Annotated in this window: 17 protein-coding genes and 1 tRNA gene; 7 read left to right on the top strand and 11 right to left on the bottom strand. The window is 59.2% G+C overall.

Annotated elements, in window-relative coordinates:
• The first annotated feature begins 12 nt into the window (after positions 1–12).
• Positions 13–411, top strand: a complete 399-nt coding sequence (locus ACR0B5_RS19375) for a DUF6538 domain-containing protein (protein WP_480542705.1) — start codon at positions 13–15, stop codon at positions 409–411.
• Here the strand turns inward: ACR0B5_RS19375 and nadC are convergent.
• The 5 genes from nadC to ACR0B5_RS19400 all read right to left on the bottom strand — a co-directional run bounded on the left by nadC (position 402) and on the right by ACR0B5_RS19400 (position 4,973).
• The gene (gene nadC, locus ACR0B5_RS19380; protein ID WP_480542707.1) at positions 402–1,271 is read right to left on the bottom strand and encodes a carboxylating nicotinate-nucleotide diphosphorylase; all 870 of its coding nucleotides are present in this window, start codon (positions 1,269–1,271) and stop codon (positions 402–404) included. The genes ACR0B5_RS19375 and nadC overlap by 10 nt on opposite strands.
• 3 nt (positions 1,272–1,274) lie before the next feature.
• Complete coding sequence (locus ACR0B5_RS19385) at positions 1,275–2,813, bottom strand: L-aspartate oxidase (RefSeq protein WP_480542709.1); 1,539 nt, start codon at positions 2,811–2,813, stop codon at positions 1,275–1,277.
• A complete protein-coding gene (nadA, locus tag ACR0B5_RS19390; protein ID WP_480542711.1) occupies positions 2,810–3,781 on the bottom strand; it encodes a quinolinate synthase NadA in 972 nt (323 codons plus the stop codon). The genes ACR0B5_RS19385 and nadA overlap by 4 nt, the downstream gene beginning before the upstream one ends.
• Before the next feature lie 77 nt (positions 3,782–3,858).
• On the bottom strand, positions 3,859–4,773 hold the full coding sequence (locus ACR0B5_RS19395) for an NUDIX hydrolase (RefSeq protein WP_480542713.1): 915 nt from the start codon (positions 4,771–4,773) through the stop codon (positions 3,859–3,861).
• A 123-nt stretch (positions 4,774–4,896) separates the two neighbouring features.
• Positions 4,897–4,973 (bottom strand) — tRNA-Arg (locus ACR0B5_RS19400).
• A 137-nt stretch (positions 4,974–5,110) separates the two neighbouring features.
• On the opposite strand from ACR0B5_RS19400, the gene ACR0B5_RS19405 reads away from it, so the two are divergent.
• Complete coding sequence (locus ACR0B5_RS19405) at positions 5,111–6,136, top strand: LacI family DNA-binding transcriptional regulator (RefSeq protein ID WP_170380279.1); 1,026 nt, start codon at positions 5,111–5,113, stop codon at positions 6,134–6,136.
• Positions 6,137–6,140: 4 nt separating this feature from the next.
• The gene (locus ACR0B5_RS19410) at positions 6,141–7,355 is read left to right on the top strand and encodes a winged helix-turn-helix domain-containing protein (protein ID WP_480542715.1); all 1,215 of its coding nucleotides are present in this window, start codon (positions 6,141–6,143) and stop codon (positions 7,353–7,355) included.
• A gap of 3 nt (positions 7,356–7,358) precedes the next feature.
• On the opposite strand, the gene ACR0B5_RS19415 is transcribed toward ACR0B5_RS19410, so the two are convergent.
• The 3 genes from ACR0B5_RS19415 to ACR0B5_RS19425 all read right to left on the bottom strand — a co-directional run bounded on the left by ACR0B5_RS19415 (position 7,359) and on the right by ACR0B5_RS19425 (position 10,263).
• Positions 7,359–8,054: a fumarylacetoacetate hydrolase family protein gene (locus ACR0B5_RS19415; RefSeq protein ID WP_480542717.1), complete on the bottom strand. Its 696-nt coding sequence runs from the start codon at positions 8,052–8,054 to the stop codon at positions 7,359–7,361.
• 532 nt (positions 8,055–8,586) lie between these two features.
• The gene (hpaR, locus tag ACR0B5_RS19420) at positions 8,587–9,021 is read right to left on the bottom strand and encodes a homoprotocatechuate degradation operon regulator HpaR (protein ID WP_480542719.1); all 435 of its coding nucleotides are present in this window, start codon (positions 9,019–9,021) and stop codon (positions 8,587–8,589) included.
• A gap of 99 nt (positions 9,022–9,120) precedes the next feature.
• Positions 9,121–10,263: a DUF3095 domain-containing protein gene (locus tag ACR0B5_RS19425; RefSeq protein ID WP_480542721.1), complete on the bottom strand. Its 1,143-nt coding sequence runs from the start codon at positions 10,261–10,263 to the stop codon at positions 9,121–9,123.
• 141 nt (positions 10,264–10,404) lie between these two features.
• On the opposite strand from ACR0B5_RS19425, the gene ACR0B5_RS19430 reads away from it, so the two are divergent.
• The 4 genes from ACR0B5_RS19430 to ACR0B5_RS19445 all read left to right on the top strand — a co-directional run bounded on the left by ACR0B5_RS19430 (position 10,405) and on the right by ACR0B5_RS19445 (position 15,750).
• The gene (locus ACR0B5_RS19430) at positions 10,405–11,577 is read left to right on the top strand and encodes an MFS transporter (RefSeq protein WP_480542886.1); all 1,173 of its coding nucleotides are present in this window, start codon (positions 10,405–10,407) and stop codon (positions 11,575–11,577) included.
• A gap of 21 nt (positions 11,578–11,598) precedes the next feature.
• Positions 11,599–12,630 (top strand): glycosyltransferase family 4 protein, encoded by a 1,032-nt coding sequence (locus ACR0B5_RS19435; RefSeq protein WP_480542723.1) that lies wholly within the window; start codon positions 11,599–11,601, stop codon positions 12,628–12,630.
• Between the two features lie 103 nt (positions 12,631–12,733).
• Positions 12,734–13,756 (top strand): aspartate-semialdehyde dehydrogenase, encoded by a 1,023-nt coding sequence (locus ACR0B5_RS19440; protein ID WP_170380274.1) that lies wholly within the window; start codon positions 12,734–12,736, stop codon positions 13,754–13,756.
• A 161-nt stretch (positions 13,757–13,917) separates the two neighbouring features.
• The gene (locus ACR0B5_RS19445; RefSeq protein WP_480542726.1) at positions 13,918–15,750 is read left to right on the top strand and encodes an amidohydrolase; all 1,833 of its coding nucleotides are present in this window, start codon (positions 13,918–13,920) and stop codon (positions 15,748–15,750) included.
• A 21-nt stretch (positions 15,751–15,771) separates the two neighbouring features.
• Here the strand turns inward: ACR0B5_RS19445 and ACR0B5_RS19450 are convergent, their stop codons facing one another.
• The 3 genes from ACR0B5_RS19450 to ACR0B5_RS19460 all read right to left on the bottom strand — a co-directional run bounded on the left by ACR0B5_RS19450 (position 15,772) and on the right by ACR0B5_RS19460 (position 17,044).
• Complete coding sequence (locus tag ACR0B5_RS19450) at positions 15,772–16,065, bottom strand: SRPBCC family protein (RefSeq protein WP_480542728.1); 294 nt, start codon at positions 16,063–16,065, stop codon at positions 15,772–15,774.
• Positions 16,049–16,309 carry a hypothetical protein gene (locus tag ACR0B5_RS19455; RefSeq protein ID WP_480542730.1) on the bottom strand — a complete coding sequence of 87 codons (261 nt, stop codon included), beginning with the start codon at positions 16,307–16,309 and terminating at the stop codon, positions 16,049–16,051. The genes ACR0B5_RS19450 and ACR0B5_RS19455 overlap by 17 nt, the downstream gene beginning before the upstream one ends.
• Before the next feature lie 84 nt (positions 16,310–16,393).
• The gene (locus ACR0B5_RS19460; protein ID WP_170380271.1) at positions 16,394–17,044 is read right to left on the bottom strand and encodes a carbonic anhydrase; all 651 of its coding nucleotides are present in this window, start codon (positions 17,042–17,044) and stop codon (positions 16,394–16,396) included.
• Positions 17,045–17,123 lie beyond the last annotated feature (79 nt).

Consider the following 17,123-nt stretch of genomic DNA (forward strand, 5'->3'; position numbering starts at 1 on the left):
AGGACGTAGTACATGCTGGAGAACAAAACCGTTCCCTTCTCATTTGTGAAAGCAGGGGGCTTGTACTTCACACGGCGGGTCCCGAAGGACCTCGATCACCACTATACCACCAGAAAAATATCGTTCTCGCTGCGGACAAGATCAGCGGCGTCCGCAAAGTCCCGAGCGCAAAGAACTTCTCAGCAATTGGATGATCACTGGTATCGCCTACGTATCCAAGACGTAGACCTACCGGGTAAGCATCTTCTGAGGATGACCGCCCTCTCTGGACGAGAAGAGACCAGGTCCAATCGGATCCATGAAACCCTCGACTCTATGACTTGTTGTATTCCAAATATCGGGGAAGCTTACCCTCTGGGCCGGCGAAGGCCGCAGTGTCCAGTAATCTGCGGCCAGTGTTTTCAGGGGTGACTTGCGACGAAATCCAGACCGATATCAAGGCAGGGTGCGCTGTGGGTGATCCAGCCCATGGAAATCAGATCAACCCCGGTTTCAGCGACAGCGCGCACGCTGTCAGGTGTGATCCCGCCCGAGGCTTCGGCGATAGCTCTCCCATCAATCATACCCACTGCCTCGCGCAATGTGGTCGGGGTCATGTTGTCGAGCAGCACGGCATCGGCACCGATCTCCAAAACCTGCTCCAACTGCGCGAGTGTATCGACCTCGATCTCTATCTTGACCATATGGCCGACCGTTTGTTTCGCGCTTGTCAGGGCTGGGCCGACGCCTCCGGCGATGGCGACATGGTTGTCTTTGATGAGCACCGCATCGCTTAGGGAATAGCGGTGGTTCATGCCTCCACCCGCGCGCACGGCGTATTTTTCCAGCGCGCGCAGACCCGGGGTTGTCTTGCGGGTGCAGGCGATTGAGGCGCGCGTGCCTTCGACACGGCGCACAAGATCAGCGGTCGCGCTGGCAATGCCCGAGAGGTGACCAATGAAATTGAGCGCGGTTCGTTCAGCGATCAACAGGCTGCGGGACGGCCCTTGGAAAGTTGCGATCGGCGTACCGCTCGCAACCGAGTCTCCGTCGTTCACATGGCGGGTCACCGTGATGGCCGGATCAACCAAGGCGAAGGCAAGTTCCGCACAGTCCAGACCGGCGATGCAACCGGGTTGGCGGGCGCGCGCCACAACCTCGGATCGGTGATCTGATGGAATGACGGCGGCAGAGGTGACATCGCCCGCCAGACCGAGATCTTCATCCAAAGCGCGGCGGATCATCGGCTCAAACATCGTGCGCGGCAACGGGGAAAGGGGCATGGCGGTCATGGATCAGGCTGTCCTCAGCTTGGGTTCTTGGTCGACCGAACCCGCATGCGACAGGATTTCGGTCAGGCTCATCAGGTTTGATCGCGGATCAGTCTTTGGTTCAGGGAAGTCGCTACGATAGTGCCCGCCGCAGGAGCCCCGGCGCTTTTCGGCGAAAACCGCGATTGCTAGCGCCGCGAGGGCCGGGTCCGAGGCAGGCCCGCATGACCGAACATGAGACAACAGGTTCGAGATCGCGTGCCGTAGTCCGGCTCCGTGCCGGATCACACCCAGATGCTGCGACATCATCGGCCGGACAGCGCAAGGATCGGGCTCAGGCAACGCAGCGAGGTTGGGGACAAAGGCCCGGGCACGCATCGTGCTGGCGGCAACATTGCCGGCGGCGCGGCGCGCCATCACAACAGCCTCGAGCAGAGAATTGCTGGCAAGGCGATTGGCCCCGTGCAAACCGGTCGCCGCACATTCACCGATCGCCCAAAACCCGGGCAACGTACTCTGGCCGGTCTGGTTAACGGCAACGCCACCCATGTGATAGTGCGCAGCCGGACGAATTGGAATCGGGTCACGTGCGGGGTCGATGCCATGCGCTGCGCATAGGGCCTTAATGCCGGGAAAACGTTCAGCAAAGCTCGCGCCCAGCGCAGCGCGGGCGTCAAGAAACGTGCGCCCGCCGCCTGTGATGACCTGATGCACGGCGCGGGCCACCACGTCCCGCGGGGCCAGTTCGGCATCCGCGTTATGCGCCATGAACCGCTTGCCTTTCTGGTCGATCAGAGTTGCCCCCTCGCCCCGCACCGCCTCGCTGATCAGGGCCAAGGGTGCTTGGGAGGTGGCCAGCGCGGTCGGGTGAAATTGCACGAATTCCATATCGCGCAGAGCTGCGCCTGCACGTGCGGCCATCACCAGCCCTTGCCCGAAATTGCCGGATGGGTTGGTGCTGGCGTCGAACAGACCCCCGCAGCCACCTGTCGCCATGATGACCTGAGCGGTTCGCAATACGGCCGCTTGACCCATCGCTTGCAGATGAACTCCGGCAACGCACCCGTCGGCGGTCACAATACGCCGGGCTTCGACGCCCGTGAGGCAGGTGATTGAGGGGCAATTCTGCACGGCGCGGGTCAGAGCGGACATGATATCGGCCCCGGTTCGGTCGCCGCCGATATGCAGAATACGGCGATGGGAATGCGCGGCCTCGCGCGCCAGGGCAAATGTGCCATCTTGCGCCCTGTCAAAGCGAACGCCGTATCGCTCCAGCACCGCGATCGCGTCGGCGGCCTCTGACAGGATGCCAGAGGCGACAGTTGCATCACACAGCCCATCTCCGGCCCGCAGCGTATCAACCAGATGCCGGGCAGGATCGTCATCAGCACCCAGCGCCGCGGCAATCCCGCCTTGCGCCCAGGCACTTGAGCATTCCTGCCCCAGCCCGGCCCGGGTGATCAGCACCACAGGCTGCGGCGCCAGTTCCAGTGCGGCCACCAGCCCTGCGATACCGCCACCGATGATGGCGATCCGGTCATGGAGCCCCTCAAGCCGGATCATTTCACGGCCAGCATCCGCTCGACCGAACGGCGCGCGTCGTCGGCGATGGCGGGATCGACGGTGACTTCGTGGCGACCCAATTCCAGCGCTTTGCGAATATTGCCCAAACTGATGCGCTTCATATGCGGGCACAAATTGCACGGGCGCACGAATTCCACGTCTGGGTGATTCAACGCCACATTGTCGCTCATGGAGCATTCGGTCAGCAGACAAACCCTTGCAGGTTTCTTTTCGCCGACGAAGTCCGACATCACAGCGGTAGAGCCTGAGAAATCCGCCTCGGCCACGACCTCGGGCGGACATTCCGGGTGGGCCAGCACCGTGACACCCGGCCATGCCTCGCGCATCGCCCGAATGTCGTCCGGGGTGAACAGCTCATGCACCTCGCAATGCCCGTGCCATGCGATCAGTTCGACATCGGTTTCTTTGGCGACGTTCTTGGCAAGGTACTCATCCGGTATCATCAACACACGCGGCACCCCGAGGGACTCCACCACTTTAACCGCGTTGCCCGAGGTGCAGCAGATATCTGAGGCAGCCTTCACCGCCGCCGACGTGTTAACATAGGTGATCACCGGCACACCCGGATGGGCTTCGCGCAACAGTGTGATATCTTCGGGCGTGATGGAATCTGCCAGCGAACATCCCGCCCCCGTATCCGGAATCAGCACGGTTTTTTCAGGGTTCAGCAGCTTGGCGGTTTCAGCCATGAAATGCACGCCAGCCAGCACGATAACATCGGCGTCGACCTCAACGGCTTCGCGCGCCAGGGCAAGGCTGTCGCCTACGATATCGGCCACGCCGTGAAAGATCTCGGGCGTTTGGTAATTGTGCGCAAGGATGACGGCATTCTTCTGCCGCTTCAGGTCGAGGATGGCTTCCAGATCCTCTTCGTACTGCATCCATTCAGCTGGCGGAATGATTTGCTTAACCCGATCGTACAACTCTGGCAGGCGGAAATCTTTCATTGGCTCCTCCATTTATACTCGATTCGAGTACATTCGAGCCGTGATTATTCTCGATTCGAGATTATGTCAAGCGCAACTCAGGATTTGGACAGAGGCAGCCTTGCGCCCGACAGCATGCGGGCCTCAAGAATGGCGGGTCGGTACCGGAACAATCGCGCTGGGCGGCCGCCGGTGCCGCTCGAGATTTCGCCTGTTTCTTCAACAAGTTCCTGCTGGTCGATCTGGCGGCGGAAATTGGGTTTGTGCAAGTGCAGACCCGACAGCGCCTCGACCGTGCGCTGCAATTGAAGCAGAGTAAAGCTTTCGGGCATCAGCTCGAACACGACCGGAGAATATTTGATCTTTGCCCGCAACCGCGAAATGCCAGTGGCAAGGATGCGGCGGTTGTCGCCCGCCATGGGCAGGCCAAACTCGGGAACATCGACGAGACCGGCCTCATACATCAACTCATAGCGCTGCAGAACCAGTTCCTCGTTCCACGTCTTTCCGTTCAGACCGAACAGATAGTCGACACGCTGTGCCTTGAGCGGATCTGCCCCTGCCCATTCCGTCAGGCGAGCGGCGATACGTGGCACCTCCTCGGGGATGCTGTCGCGATGGTCTTCCCACGGGAAGTACCGGTACCAACTGCGCCAGGACGGGCGCCCTGCCCCGGCTGCATCTTGTTCGCGCACCAGCCCTAGATAGCTAATCGAAATCCGCTGCGAGGTTTCTACATCCCCGGACCGAGGGTCGCGATCCCTGTCTGCAAAGGTATAGAGTTGCTCAAGATACCCCACAGGATGGCCGGTCTGCGCCTCGATCCAGGCACGCAGGCTGCTCTGCAGGCTGCGATGAGAAGATTCGAACGGCCCCGATGGCAGTGCCTCACCGCCCCGCAAGGTCATGACACGCGGCTGGTTGTCGGTCACGGCGACAAGGATTGCGATCAGTTCGGCAGGGGCTAGTCCGCTGGGCAAGATGGTACCTGTGTTGTGCGCAATGCCAGTCATTGACATCGTGTTTGATTTCTAACCCAGATTTCAAACCTTTGCTTGAGGAAAATGCCATCGCGCTAACACCGACCTTAAGATCAGGTTTTCACCGTTGAATGAAGGCATTTCCGGAATCTGCAGTGGCGACCCCGGCAGGATTCGAACCTGCAACCTGCCCCTTAGGAGGGGGCTGCTCTATCCAGTTGAGCCACGGGGCCGTGCAAAGCCCTCTCTACCTTTGTTTTTTCGGCTTGTCATGGGGTTTACTGTGGGTTTGCTGTAGGCGTGCTGAACAGTTGTAAACTGCAGGGTGTTTACGCTAGCATCGGATAAAACAACAACGCAGGTGCCCTCAGTGAACACAGAAACAAAACGCCCGCTTACCCTTCGCGATGTCTCTGAGGCCTCTGGGGTATCCGAGATGACGGTCAGCCGGGTCCTGCGCAACCGGGGCGATGTGTCGGATGCGACGCGCACCCGCGTTTTGGCCGCCGCGAAAGAACTGGGCTATGTGCCCAACAAGATCGCGGGCGCGCTGGCCTCAAGCCGGGTCAACCTGGTGGCGGTGATTATTCCCTCCCTGTCCAACATGGTCTTTCCCGAGGTTCTGACCGGCATCAATCAGGTGTTGGAGGACACCGATCTGCAGCCTGTGGTTGGGGTGACCGACTACCTGCCTGAGAAAGAGGAAAAAGTCCTGTATGAGATGCTCTCGTGGCGGCCCTCGGGGGTGATTATTGCCGGGCTGGAGCATACCGACGCGGCACGGGCGATGCTGGATTCGGCCGGAATTCCGGTGGTCGAGATCATGGATACCGATGGCAAACCGGTTGATGCGATGGTCGGGATCTCGCATCGTCGCGCCGGGCGCGAAATGGCGCAGGCGATCCTGAAAGCGGGCTATGAACATATCGGCTTCATGGGCACCAAGATGCCGTTGGACCACCGGGCGCGGAAACGGTTCGAAGGCTTCACCGAGGTTATGGGCAAGCACGGGATCGAGATCGAGGATCGGGAGTTCTATTCCGGCGGCTCGGCTCTGGCCAAGGGGCGTGAGATGACGCAAGCTATGCTGGAACGCTCGCCCGATTTGGATTTCCTGTATTATTCCAACGATATGATCGGCGCGGGTGGTCTGTTGTATCTGCTAGAGCAAGGCATCGACATTCCCGGCCAGATCGGCTTGGCAGGTTTCAACAACGTCGAACTTCTGCAGGGCCTGCCCCGCAAACTGGCGACGATGGATGCCTGCCGACTTGAGATCGGACAGCAAGCGGCCAAGATCATCGCCACGCAGCTTGACGATCCGAATGCCGAGATCGAGACCCGCGTGACTCTGACCCCCAAGGTCAACTTTGGGGATACGCTGAAACGGCGCTGATATTGTGGCGCTGAAACAGCTGGACAACCGCACGGCGCGGGCGATCTTCATGGATCGCCACGCGCTGGCCGAACCTCCTTCGGGCGGCTCCAAGGGCACCGATCTGCTGGATTTGATCCAGAGGCTGGGCTTCGTTCAACTCGACAGCATCAATACGGTAGCGCGCGCGCATGACATGATCCTGTTCTCGCGCAGGCCCAGCTATCGCAGCGGGAACCTCAAGCGTTTGTATGAGCGGGACCGGGCGCTGTTTGAACACTGGACCCACGATGCCGCCGTCATTCCGATGGAGTATTACGCGCATTGGCATCTGCGGTTTCAGCGCGATGCGGATCTGCTGAAATCGCGGTGGAAGAACTGGCGTCGGGATGGGTTCGAGCAGCAGTTCGAAACGGTTCTGAGCCATATCCGCGATCATGGACCTGTGTCTTCGTCCGACGTGGGGAAGGATGAAAAGAAGGGCTCGGGCGGGTGGTGGGACTGGCACCCGTCCAAGACCGCGCTTGAGTATCTGTGGCGCTCGGGCGCGCTGACCGTTGTCGGGCGGGAGGGGTTTCAGAAACGCTATGATCTGACCGAACGGGTTATCGAAACGCATCTCTGCCCCGGTCAGCGACCCTATGACGCCGAGGCGACGGTTGATTGGCTTTGCAATGCGGCGCTGGACCGGCTTGGCTTTGCCACTTCGGGTGAGCTGGCCGCGTTTTGGGATACCGTTAGCGCGGCTGAGGCTAAGGCCTGGTGCGCCCAAGGGTTGCAATCAGGCGCACTAGAGGAGGTCGAGGTCGCTTGCGTCGACGGACGCCTTCGCAAACTGTTTACCCGCCCCGATCTGACCGATGGCTTGAGCGATCTGCCCGCACCAACAGGCCGCATCCGAGTTCTCAGCCCATTCGATCCGATGCTGCGTGACCGGAACCGGGCCGAGCGGCTGTTCGGTTTTCACTACCGGATCGAAGTCTTCGTGCCCGAGGCCAAGCGGACCTACGGTTACTATGTTTTCCCGCTTCTGGAAGGCGACAAGCTGATTGGCCGGATCGACATGAAAGCCCATCGCGACGAAGGCGTTCTGCGCGTCAAAGCCCTCTGGCCGGAGCGCGCGATACGCTGGTCGGATGCGCGCAAGCGACGACTGGATTCCGAATTGGACAGACTGCGCCGGTTTGCCGGTCTTGATACGGTCGAATTTGCCAATGACTGGCTGAAAGAGCCTAAATAGACTCTATTCTGCGTCCGTCAGGGTCAGGTGAATGGGCTCCAACCCATCTATCCCACCTTCAATTTCATCCCCTGCTGTAACCGGCCCTACCCCGGCGGGGGTGCCTGTCAGGATCACATCGCCGGGACGCAAGTGATAGAAACCGGACAGGTGGCAGATGATCTCATCAATTTTCCAGATCAACTCATGCAAAGTCGCGTCTTGCCTAACCTCGGCGTTGACGTTCAGGTGAATGCGCTTGTTGTCCTCTGGGGACCACTCGGCGGCTCGGGTCAAAGGCGCAAAGACAGCGCCGTTCTCCACATCCTTGCCCAGATCCCAAGGGCGCTGTTTGTTGCGCTCGCGGATCTGGAGGTCGCGGCGGGTCATATCCAGTGCGCAACCATAGCCGTAGACTGCCTCCCACGCCTCTGCAGCGGTGGCGCGGAACACGGGGCGACCGATGGCGACGGTCAGCTCCATTTCATAATGGTAATTTTCGGTGCCCGGCGGGTATGGCACGGTCGCTCCGGTCAGAACGGCGTTTGCGGGCGACTTGGTGAAGTAGAACGGTGCCTCGCGGTCTACCTCATGGCCCATTTCAGCGGCGTGCGCCGCATAGTTCCGCCCAACGCAGAAAATCCGACCGATGGGATAGGTCGCCTGTTCGCCGACCACGGGGATCGAGATTGGTCCGGGTAGTGAAAACAGATGCGGCATGGCGATCCCCTGAGTGTTGCGCCGCGCAGCTTACCGTCTGGCACGTAACTGGCAAGCCGTAGCGATGCGCCGGTTCACGCCGACATCTGCAGCGAGATCAGGCACAAAGCCGCCCAATTCCTTCCGCGGCGCATCTGGGCGTATGAATCCCTTGGAAACAGGTAAAATCGCGCTAGATCGCCTAGTAGATTTGAGAATTGATGGCACCCCCACCACCTGCCCGGCACAGAAGTTCTGCCGGAAAGATCAATACGACTGAAATGACCTGAAGATACCTCTTGCGGACGCCTCAACATGTCGGCATTGGGACGTGAACGTATCGGAGACGGCAGGCGAATACGCCCATCCCCCTGGGAGTTTCGCCCGTGTAAGACCCTGTTTTTGGGGCTGACGCGCCCTCCGACACGTGGGCCGGGCCGTCGGGTAAGACGACACGCAACGGCCTTGGGCCAGGCACAGAATCCAACCCGGGTCTGGCCACCCCGCCGGAGAATTCCCCCTACCTTCTCCGGCGGGGTTTTAGTTCAGAGGGTCACTCTTTGAAGTTTTTCAGCTCGTTTAGGATATCCAGAAGCGTTTCATGCTTTTCGGGACCAAGATGCGCGCGCATACGATCGGCCTGTTGAACAATGACCGTCAGGTTGTCCTGAATGATCTGTTCCCCCTTCGCGGTGATCTCGACGATCTGACGCCTTCGATCCTTGGGGTGACAGCGGCGCTTAATCAGGCCCTTGTCTTCCAGTTTTTGCAAGATGCGCGTCAGGCTAGGCAACAACAGGCATGCCCGTTCCGATATATCGGTCGGCTCGCTTGCACCTTCTTCTTTCAGAAGGCGCAGCACGCGCCATTGCTGCTCGGTCACCCCGGCATCAATCAGCAATTTGCGAATGGGGCCCATCACCCTTTCTCGGGCGCGCAACAAAGCGATGGGCAGGGATCGCGACACCAATGGGAGTTGATCGGACATGCTGAATCATCGCTGAAAAAGCAGGAAGTCTCAAGTCGCCCTGAGAGGAAAGGCTCGTAAGACTCTGATAGCTATAGGTTTAAATCCACTACTGGCAAGCTACACCCGCATCGCCTCGGCTGCTTTTGCATATCCACCCGAAGCCCCATCCACGAAATGCACATGATCGTCCCGCATGGCTGAGGGCACGAAGCAGGTCATCATCGCCTCATCCTGTACGTGCAGGCCGTATCGGATTTTGCCGCGACCGCAGGCTTCATCCAGCATACGCTGGAGGCGGTCCAACGTGGCAGTGTCACAGTCCAGTGTCATTTTGAGGCCATCGTCGAATTTGCGGTAGTCCGCGTTTTGGCTGACCATGCGCCGATAGTGACTGGGTTCGAACTGCCCCAACCGCTTGCCCGTCAGAAACAACAGGGCGATCAACAGGTTCTGCCCGAGCAGTTTCAGCTTTTGCGCAAACAGATTCCCCCCCGCGCGCGAGACATGGGCATCCAGCCCAACATCCGGCGGCGGCCATGTCATCGGAGGCCCGTTTTCCGGAACCGGGTGCCCCGAACGATCCAGTTCTGCGGCCATGGTGACAACAGATTGCGCCAGATCCGCAAAATCCCGCTCGGTCGCCTGAGCCGTCGGCTGCACCACGAACGAGACGATCTGGCCATGCTGCGCAGGACTGTTGGACCAGCGGCAGGACAGGCCGTCCAGGTTTGGCTGCGCGTTGGGCGCGGCGGGCTCGACCGAATAGTGCCCGGATTTCATCTGCGCCTCGGCCCAGGCCAGACCTCCGCCCGCGAACATGGCATAGTCCACCCCGGTGGACGGGGCATAGCGCGCCACCCTCAGGTCTTTTCCAGCCTTGCGCAACTCGGCCACCGGAACGAGGGCCGCGCGCAACGGCATCTCAAATTCCTCTTCGGCCCAGCGCCGCAGGGTTGCCAACGCCCCAGCCGCGATATCGGCCGCACTGGGGGGCACGGCAAAGCCTGCCCCATCGCCACCAAAGACATAAGGAAAAGGCTTGTTTTCCAATGCGTTGATCATAGCCGAGATCACCGCAGCACCGACCATGTTGACAGTTTTGTACCGTCCCTGTGCGATCTGCGCTGTCGAATCCACAATGTCGGCAACACCCACAACCCAATCGCCCGGAACCGAGGCAAACTGCGCCGGGTCCGACAGAAGGGTAAAATCGCGCCAAAGCGGCAGGGACTCGTAAAAATCTGAATGGAGGTCTTTCATCGTCCCCCCTTTGTTCCAATTGGATGTTATGCTAGCCCGAATGTGATCGCTGTCCTCCCCTTGCAACATAGTACACGTGCTTGTGCGTTTTGCCACGGCGTGCCAATCAGGGCGGTGGAAATGCGCAGGAAAGGGCCGTTCATGCAGGCAGGTTTGGTTGTACTATGTCTGGCTTATGTCCTGAGCCAGTTTTTTCGCGCGTTCCTTGCTGTTCTCAGTCTTGATCTGGCGCGTGATATCGGAGCCTCGCCCGAGGATCTGGCCTTTGCCTCGGGCCTTTGGTTTCTGGTCTTTGCCGCGATGCAGCTGCCGGTGGGTTGGGCGCTGGATCGTATTGGACCACGGCTCAGCGCATCCGTCCTGCTGATCATCGGCGGGGCCGGAGGGGCGCTTGTTTTTGCCGCCGCCACCAGCCCGCTGCATGTCAGCATTGCGATGGCCCTGATCGGTGTCGGCTGTTCCCCGGTTCTGATGGCCTCGTATTTCATCTTTGCGCGCGAGTATCCTCCGGCCCGGTTCGCCACGCTTGCAGCACTGATGCTGGGCGTCGGGTCGGTTGGCAATCTGGTTGCGTCCTACCCAACGGCGCTTGCAATCGAATTGATGGGCTGGCGCGCCACGATGGTTGGGTTGGCGGCTCTGTCCGCCGCCATCGCCTTGGGCATCTGGTTCAGCGTGCGCGATCCGAAAAAGGTCGAGACCGACCACAAAGGATCTTTGCTGGACTTGCTGAAAGAGCCTGCCTTGTGGCTCATCCTGCCCTTGATGCTGGTCGCTTACGCTCCGGCGGCTGCACTGCGCGGGCTTTGGGCGGGGCCATACCTGAACGATGTGTTCAGCCTGACCACCACGCAAATCGGAACGGCCACGTTGGTGATGGGAACCGCGATGATCGCGGGGACATTTGTTTATGGCCCGCTAGATCGTCTTCTGGGCACCCGCAAATGGGTGATTGTTGGCGGCAATGTCCTCTGTGCGGTCGCGCTTGGGCTTTTGTGCCTGTGGGTCGACAACGCCGTCTGGGTGTCGGTCGTGATGTTGTCGCTGATCGGGTTTCTGGGCGCGAGCTTTCCTGTCATCATGGCCCATGGCCGAGCCTTCATCCCGCCGCATCTGACCGGGCGCGGCGTGACCTTGCTGAACCTATTTGGCATCGGCGGGGTGGGGCTTGCGCAATTTGCCACAGGGCAGATTCACGCCGCCTTTTCCGACGTCAGCCCTACGGCCCCCTACACGGCGATATTCGGCTTTTTCGCCGTGACCCTTGCCATTGGATGCGTGATCTATCTATTCAGCCGGGATAGCGTCGACTGACGCAACGATCAGGAGAGCCCGGTGAAAGACCCCGTCGTCATTGCCCCCAATCTCAAACGCAGGCTTTCGGGCGTGACGGCAACGATTGCGCGGTTGGTCCCTTTGCAGGTGCAACAGATCGACATCGCCGCTACCGGGCCGGGCCTACCCGCTGACATCCCGCATATCCCACTGGGCCACCTGCCTTTCCTGTCCCGTCGCACGCTGCGGGTCTGGCACGCGCGCCGCAATACCGAGATGCTTCTGGGCCTGATCCTGCGCAATGTGTTCCGGTTGAAGTTGAAGCTGCTCTTTACTAGCGCTTCGCAACGGGCGCACACAGGCTACACCAAATGGCTGATCGACAAGATGGACGCGATTGTCGCGACCTCGCGCAAGACCGCAGGCTATCTGGAACGGGACGCGCAGGTGATCATGCATGGCATCAACCTAGACGACTTTACTCCGCCTGAGGACAAAGCCGCCCTTCGCGCGCGGCTGGGCCTGCCGGAGGGCCTGCTGCTTGGCTGCTACGGCCGTATCCGCCATCAAAAAGGCACGGACGCGTTCGTCGACGCCATGATTGATCTGTGCGCGCGATTCAAGGACGTCTCGGGCATCGTCATGGGCCGCGCGACGGAAAAACACACGGTTTTTCTAGCAGAGCAGAAAGACAAGGTCGCCAAGGCGGGCCTGTCGGACCGTATCCTCTTTATGCCCGAGGTGACGGTCGACCAGATTGCCGAATGGTATCAGGTTCTGGACCTATTCATTGCCCCCCAACGGTGGGAGGGTTTCGGCCTCACCCCGCTTGAGGCGATGGCCTGCGGTGTTCCGGTCGTGGCAACAGATGTCGGCGCGTTTTCCGAGATTGTGACCGACCCGTCTCTGGGCCGCGTGGTGACCCCGGGTGATATCCCGGCACTGGCCAATGCGGCGGCAGAAATGCTGGAAAACCGTGATTCCCTGTCTCAGGCCGGACAGGCCGCCCGCGCCCATGTGGAGCAGAATTTCGATATCCAAGGCGAAGCACAGACCCTTGTGACCCTCTACAAGCGCCTGCTGAGCGAGTGAAGCGCCTCAAATCGGCGTCATTCGTCGAAATACGGCGCAAAAGCCCTTTTGTCCCGAAGGCAACGCGGCTATGAACGCGCGTCCTTAACTTTGGAGACATGAAATGGGCTATCGCGTCGTCGTCGTCGGCGCCACAGGTAATGTGGGCCGCGAAATGCTGAACATCCTGGCGGAACGCCAGTTCCCCGTGGACGAAATTGCCGTGCTGGCAAGCCGTCGTTCGCTGGGTACTGAGGTGACATTTGGCGACAAGACACTCACGACCAAAGACCTGGATACCTTTGATTTCACCGGCTGGGATATGGCCCTGTTCGCTGTAGGCTCTGCCGCGACCAAGGACTATGCACCCAAGGCCGCTGCGGCGGGCTGCGTGGTGATCGACAACTCGTCGCTTTATCGCTACGACCCCGAGATCCCGCTGATCGTGCCCGAGTGCAACCCGCAGGCGATCCACGACTACAAGAACAAGAACATCATCGCCAACCCCAACTGCTCGACCGCACAAATGGTCGTCGCGCTGAAGCCGCTGCATGACCGCGCCAAGATCAAACGCGTTGTCGTGTCGACCTATCAGTCGGTGTCCGGTGCAGGCAAAGAGGGCATGGACGAGCTGTGGGAACAGACCAAGGCCGTCTACAACCCGATCAACGAGGTTGAGCCGAAGAAGTTCCAGAAGCAGATCGCCTTCAACGTCATCCCTCAGATCGACGTCTTCATGGAAGACGGCTCGACCAAGGAAGAGTGGAAGATGGTTGTCGAGACCAAGAAGATCGTCGATCCGTCGATCAAAGTCACGGCCACCTGCGTCCGCGTGCCTGTGTTCGTTGGTCACTCCGAAGCCGTGAACATCGAGTTCGAGGAATTCCTGGACGAGGATGAGGCCCGCGATATCCTGCGCGAAGCGCCGGGCATCATGGTGATCGACAAGCGTGAGGCCGGCGGCTACGTCTCGCCCACCGAATGCGTTGGCGATTTCGCAACCTTCATCAGTCGCATCCGTCAGGACTCGACCGTGGAAAACGGCATCAACCTGTGGTGCGTCTCGGACAACCTGCGCAAGGGTGCCGCGCTGAACGCGGTACAGATCGCCGAGCTTTTGGGCCGTGAGGTTCTGAAAAAGGGCTGACGTCTGAATTGATATTCTTCGCAAGGGGTCGTTTCGTCAGAAGCGACCCCTTTTTCTTTGCGTGTGCTCAGCCATGATCCCGTTCAAGACAAAGGACAGACACAGCAATCCGTGCTAAGTTGCGCCGATAGCCTTAAGAAAACCATCCAAAGGGTTTCACGATGCGCATTTTCTCTGTTCCTTTCATAATACTCGCCATTCTTTCTCCGCTGTCTGCGACATCACAAGAGATCGCCGATACGATCTATTCCGGCGGTCCCATTCTGACGATCAATGATGAGCAGCCATCGGCCGAGGCGGTCGCGGTCCGAGATGGTCGCATTCTGGCGGTTGGATCGCTTGCCGATATGGCCGCGCATCAAGGCGATGGGACCACAGTATTCGATCTTGCAGGCCGAGCAATGTTGCCTGGATTTGTCGACAGCCACGGGCACGTTGTGATGGGCGGGCTGCAAGCCTTGTCGGCCAACATGCTGGCACCTCCGGACGGAGAGGTGACAGATATCGCCAGCCTGCAGGCCACTCTGACAGCTTGGGCCGAGGCAAATGCCGAAGCCGTGGAAAACGCGAACATGATCATTGGCTTTGGGTATGACAATGCGCAACTGGCCGAGCTGCGGCATCCCACGCGCCAGGATCTGGATGCTGTTTCCACCACCATACCCGTCGTGATCATCCACCAATCCGGACATTTGGGTGTGGGCAACTCAAAGGCACTGGAACTGGCGGGCATCACGGCCGAATCCGAAGCGCCGCCAGGCGGCGTAATCCAGCGAGATGAAAACGGAGAACCCAACGGCGTACTAGAAGAATACGCGTTTTTCGCCTTGCTAGTGCCTCTTCTTGGCGATCTTGGCGAAGACGGTCTGGCTGAATTTGCCCGCGCCGGCAGCGCGCTTTGGGCGAGGTTCGGATACACCACGGGGCAAGAGGGCCGATCGTCCGGTGAGATCGTCGAGGTGCTGAAAAAGGTTGGAGCCAATGGAGAACTGCCCATTGACGTGGTTGCCTTTCCCGACGTTCTAGAGGCGCAGGACTACATTGGCGGCAATGTCTCAGAGGATTACACGGATAGGGTCCGCGTGGGCGGCTGCAAGCTGACCATTGATGGCTCACCCCAGGGGTTCACGGCGCTGCGCGACCGTCCCTATTACGACCCGGTCGGCTCTTACCCTGCAGGCTATGCGGGCTATTCTGCGATCACGATGGAGCAACTTCAGGGCGCGGTAAACTGGTGCTATGAGAACGGCATTCAGATCCTGGTGCATTCGAATGGCGAAGGCGCATCGGATATGCTGATCGCCGCTCTGGAAGAAGCCCAAATGAAATACGGCGACCCCGGAAACCGCCCGGTTCTGATCCATGGCCAGTTTCTGCGCGAGGATCAGGTCGCCAGTTTCAAGCGCTTGGGTGTATTCCCGTCGGTCTTTCCAATGCACACGTTTTATTGGGGGGACTGGCATCGCGACCATACCGTCGGCCCGATCAATGGTGAGAATATCTCGCCGACCGGATGGATACGAGAGCGTGAAATGATGTTCGGAACGCATCACGATGCGCCGGTCGCCTTGCCCGACAGCATGCGCGTTCTGGCGGCGACAGTGACGCGACGTACCCGGTCAGGCGACATCCTTGGCCCTCATCAACGTGTCGATGTCATGACCGCCCTCAAGGCCATGACGATTTGGCCCGCATGGCAGCATTTCGAAGAGGATCACAAGGGTTCAATCGAAGTTGGGAAGGTCGCCGACTTCGTCATCCTTTCGGACGATCCGACGGCGGTGGACCCGGAGACCCTGGCCGAGCTACAGGTTCTGGTGACCGTGAAGAATGATACAGTTGTCTACGAAGCTGAAAAAGGCATCCGAGAAGGAAAGCTAGACGTCTCACCCTTTTCTAACGATCCGGTTGTTGCACATACCTTCCTGCACGCGATCTATCAGGGGATGAAAGTCGAACAGCCTTGGCTGGCGACGGAGCCAAAACACAATTAAAGGGCGTTTCCGAGGGCAGGGCTATCCCTGCCCTTCCACCAAAACCTTGAGGTTCATCAGACCACGCTCATAGTCAGGGCCTAGCCACCGGTCCATCATAACCCCCATCCAACGAGACATCGGATTCATACCCAACTCGGATTCGAACCCCCATGTCACCTGCGTCTGATCCCCATCTGGTTGCAAGAGAAACGCGGCCGAGGCTGTTCCCATCGGACCAAAATCAAGCGCGGTCTGGACGCTTTGGTTTTCGACGCTCGCCACGATCTCCTGCGATCCGGTACCGACCTGCCGGTCGTCAGAGCTCCAGTTCAAAATATTCCCAACCCCCCAACTCTGGCCCGGAATAGGTCAGCTTGGTCTCGGGGTCCCGGTGCAACCAGGGTGACCAATGCTCGGTCTGCTGCATCGAGTTCGGATAGGGAAAGATCGCTTCGGACGGCGCGTTGATGTTGATACTGCGGGATACATTAGCTTTTGAGGGCAGCAGGTACGCGATGCCGACCAGTGCCAGTACAAGAACGATCAGGCCAAGAAAAACGCGTTTAATCAATTTCATAATATGCTCCAAAGGGTAATTCCTTTGTCCGGAGCATATCATAGAAAATTGGACGGAACCGCCGCTTACCGCGATGCTAGGGTGTTAGACCGGAACGAACTTTTTCTGATAGGGATCGAAACACTCCAACCCGCCCGCGCCGATATCTGTCCAAAGCCCGTGCAGGCTGAGCGTATCGTTCTTGACCGCGTCGGATACAAACGGGAAGGTCATCAGGTTTTCCAGCGACGCAACAACGGCCTGACGTTCGAACTGGCGGGCCTGCTCGACGCCATCCTCGATATCCGCGACCTGTTCGTACTTGGGCTTGAGGATATCCATCCAACGGCCAACAAAGCTTTCTTTTGCTTCCAGCTGCGGGGCTTCACCCTTGCACATGTCGATGCAGCCCTGCACCCCACCGCATTGCGAATGACCAAGCACGATCAGATGCGCCACTTTCAACGCGGTCACAGCATATTCGATGGCTGCACTGGTCCCGTGGTGATCCCCATCCGGGGCGTAAGGCGGCACAAGGTTGGCAATGTTGCGGTGAATGAAGAACTCACCCTGATCGGCACCGAAGATCGCGGTTACATGAACCCGGCTGTCGCAACAGCAAATCACCATCGCACGGGGGCGCTGCCCCTCATCCGCCAAACGCCGATACCAGACCTGATTTTCGGAATAGGTCGTCGCTTTCCAGCCGTGATACCGTTTCACCAGATAGGTCGGCAAAGGTTTGGCTAAATCCATTTCGGCATTCCCGTCTTTCGTTGCGTAGGCTGCTGTAAACCGAATTCAAGAAAAATTCGAGCCATTATCCAAATTCATC

The organism is Ruegeria sp. AG1, assembly GCF_056541705.1.

Coding starts and splice junctions, on each gene's coding strand:
- ACR0B5_RS19375 (WP_480542705.1), top strand. CDS start 13: ATGCTGGAGAACAAAACCGTTCCCTTCTCATTTGTGAAAGCAGGGGGC.
- nadC (WP_480542707.1), bottom strand. CDS start 1,271: ATGACCGCCATGCCCCTTTCCCCGTTGCCGCGCACGATGTTTGAGCCG.
- ACR0B5_RS19385 (WP_480542709.1), bottom strand. CDS start 2,813: ATGATCCGGCTTGAGGGGCTCCATGACCGGATCGCCATCATCGGTGGC.
- nadA (WP_480542711.1), bottom strand. CDS start 3,781: ATGAAAGATTTCCGCCTGCCAGAGTTGTACGATCGGGTTAAGCAAATC.
- ACR0B5_RS19395 (WP_480542713.1), bottom strand. CDS start 4,773: ATGACTGGCATTGCGCACAACACAGGTACCATCTTGCCCAGCGGACTA.
- ACR0B5_RS19415 (WP_480542717.1), bottom strand. CDS start 8,054: ATGCCGCATCTGTTTTCACTACCCGGACCAATCTCGATCCCCGTGGTC.
- hpaR (WP_480542719.1), bottom strand. CDS start 9,021: ATGTCCGATCAACTCCCATTGGTGTCGCGATCCCTGCCCATCGCTTTG.
- ACR0B5_RS19425 (WP_480542721.1), bottom strand. CDS start 10,263: ATGAAAGACCTCCATTCAGATTTTTACGAGTCCCTGCCGCTTTGGCGC.
- ACR0B5_RS19430 (WP_480542886.1), top strand. CDS start 10,405: ATGCAGGCAGGTTTGGTTGTACTATGTCTGGCTTATGTCCTGAGCCAG.
- ACR0B5_RS19440 (WP_170380274.1), top strand. CDS start 12,734: ATGGGCTATCGCGTCGTCGTCGTCGGCGCCACAGGTAATGTGGGCCGC.
- ACR0B5_RS19445 (WP_480542726.1), top strand. CDS start 13,918: ATGCGCATTTTCTCTGTTCCTTTCATAATACTCGCCATTCTTTCTCCG.
- ACR0B5_RS19455 (WP_480542730.1), bottom strand. CDS start 16,309: ATGAAATTGATTAAACGCGTTTTTCTTGGCCTGATCGTTCTTGTACTG.
- ACR0B5_RS19460 (WP_170380271.1), bottom strand. CDS start 17,044: ATGGATTTAGCCAAACCTTTGCCGACCTATCTGGTGAAACGGTATCAC.